This window comes from Cytobacillus sp. GQ23 (assembly GCF_059758675.1).
The window spans coordinates 1-2,511 of record NZ_JCAXER010000063.1; the positions used below are offsets into that span (position 1 = coordinate 1).

2 protein-coding genes are annotated in these 2,511 nt (G+C 37.8%); both read right to left on the bottom strand.

What is annotated here, in order from left to right; translation table 11 throughout:
• Positions 1-36: 36 nt before the first annotated feature.
• A complete protein-coding gene (gene istB / locus AC6CHU_RS25795) occupies positions 37-801 on the bottom strand; it encodes an IS21-like element helper ATPase IstB (RefSeq protein ID WP_174752389.1) in 765 nt (254 codons plus the stop codon).
• The gene (istA, locus tag AC6CHU_RS25800) at positions 798-2,372 is read right to left on the bottom strand and encodes an IS21 family transposase (RefSeq protein ID WP_174752390.1); all 1,575 of its coding nucleotides are present in this window, start codon (positions 2,370-2,372) and stop codon (positions 798-800) included. Before istA ends, istB begins: the two co-directional genes overlap by 4 nt.
• Positions 2,373-2,511 lie beyond the last annotated feature (139 nt).

A 2,511-nucleotide genomic window follows, 5' to 3' on the forward strand; every position in this document is an offset into this window, starting at 1 on the left:
TGTGACCGTCAAGTAGAATGATACAATTTTTGCTGATTAATTTGAGACACTTTGTTCACCAAAAATCGTTTTTCGATGTTTCATTCTCCAACTATCTTCATTTAAATGAACTATTTCCACTCGATGTAAGATCCGGTCCAGTATAGCTGTCGTGATGGCTTGGTCGCCCAATAGCTCACCCCATTCTTTAGGCCCTTTATTAGATGTAAGTATAATCGAGGTTTGGTTATAAAGGGTGTTAATGAGATGGAAGAACATATTAGCTTCCTGTTTATCCATTGCCATAAACATCAAATCATCAATAATAACCAAATCTGCCTCTCTTATTCGCTTCATTCTTGTTTTGGATTTCCTCGTTATTTCTTCAGTCTTTAATGCCTGAATTAAATCTCCCATAGTGGTAAAGATCACTTTATATCCCTGGTTTAAAGCTTCTATTCCTAAACCTATCGAAAGATGGGTCTTACCGACACCTGGCGGTCCTAGAAAAATGATGTTATATAGCTGCTCAATCCATGTTAAATCTTTTAACTGGTTTAACTTCTTACTGCTCAAAGACTTTTGCTCATTCACATTATACTCATCCACAGTACTATGGAAGGGAAACGTCGCCCACTTAAATCGCCTTTCCAGCTGCTTTTCATCTCTGCGTTTTTGTTCATAGGTTACTACATCTAGTAGAAACTGAGTAAAGGACAAGTCCCTTTTCTCAGCTTCTCTTATTAACTCTGGCAATCGATCAGCTGTTTCAGCTAACCGAAGGGACCTTAATTTATCTTGGACCTCCTGAAGCTGATTCAACTTTGATCACCTTCTTCCAGTAAAACCGTATAGGCATCTACATTTCTCTTTTGTGCTTCTGTTTCTATTATCCAACCGGATATGCTATTTAATGGTGAAACAGTCTCAGCTTTGTCGTTTGTTGTATCATGAACCTGTCGTTGTCGCTTGAGGTATAAAATGATATCGCTGAAATCTGTTGCACTATATAAGTTTCTCTTGATACATTCCGAGAGGGCTGCTGTTAGAAGCTGCTCGTTATTTTGTTTTGTTTCTTTTAGTATCATTTGTAACTGATCACGAATATACCGTGGGTACTTCTCACGAAGTTTATCCAAGTAATCGTAGGCCGTTTCTGTTTCTTCGAATCGTTTTGCCACAGTATCAATAAATGTATCGATTCCTTTTGAGCGATCTCTTGTATGCTTTCTGTCTTTAATTAATTGTCCTTTACCATCCGGAATCTGATGTTTGGCCAGGAGTTCTCCTGTCTCAGAGTTATAGATTAATAGTTCTCTGTCTTTTGTTTCTTTTATTGAGACCATTTCATGCTTATGAAAAGTTCCAAGTGGAAGGGAGTACCTATTGGATAAATACCGTATGGTATTGTCCTTATGGATGCTTCTTGTTATACTATTTTCATGATTGTTTAGGAAATTAATGTTTCCTGAGACTGGTCTTAAGTGTTGCTTTTCCAAGGAGAACACTTCGACCGGTCTTTTTTTTGTTGTGTTGTGGATTTTTCGATTACCTGTACGATTTAGCCATTCCCATCCTTGCTCATTCCAAGAATCAATATTATTGAACACTCTATACTTGGCGAAATTGTACTTAATAAATCCTACAACGTTCTCTATTTTCCCTTTGCTTTCTGGATCGGCTTTCCTACAAACCCGAAGGTTTAAATTTCGAGTTTGCTTATAGTGCTGAAACTCTTTCGTTAAAATGAGATCTCCGCCATTCTCGCTCACCACAATTAAGCTATCCTGATCATACACGAGTTCTCCTGGGATCCCACAAAACCATTGAAAAGCATTTTCATGAGCTTGAATGACATCTTGAGTTGTAAAGGGGCGATCTAACCACTCTTTATATTTGTATCTCGAGTTAGATAGCACAAAGGCAATAAAGTTCAGCTTTACTTCTTTATTATCAGACGTTTTCTGCTTGGTGTGCCCAAAGTCAACTTGGACCTGTTCCCCCATTGGTGAATCAGGTATTGCTTCATAATCCCTTGGTGAAGATTCCTTAGCTATTTTATATTCAACTCTTAGCTCCCTTACGTAAGCACGGACTGTGCTTTCACCCACTTCAAGTTGTTCCTTATACCTTTCCATCAACCAATCTTCTACTTGTGCTGCTGAAAGATCAGGATGTTCCCTTAACCAATTCAAGATTAACTCTTTATAAGGATCCAACTTTTTCTTTCTTGTTTGTAAAGATTCAACCCATTCTGCCATCTCCGAAGGAGATCTCTTAAGATGCCGATATACAGTTGCCCTGGATACCCCCAGTTTATCTGCTACTTTGGATTTACTAAAACCTTTCTTGAGTAACTGCTGAATTTCCATATACATTTCCCACTTATCCACCTTTTCTCAGCCCTCCAATGATTTAAGAATCAAACCATCATCATACAATGGAGGAGCTATATATTTTACTGGTATATTAGGGTAAATAAGTGTTTCATCTTATCTAGCAAAAACTGTCTACTTTAGTTTAGCAGTCACA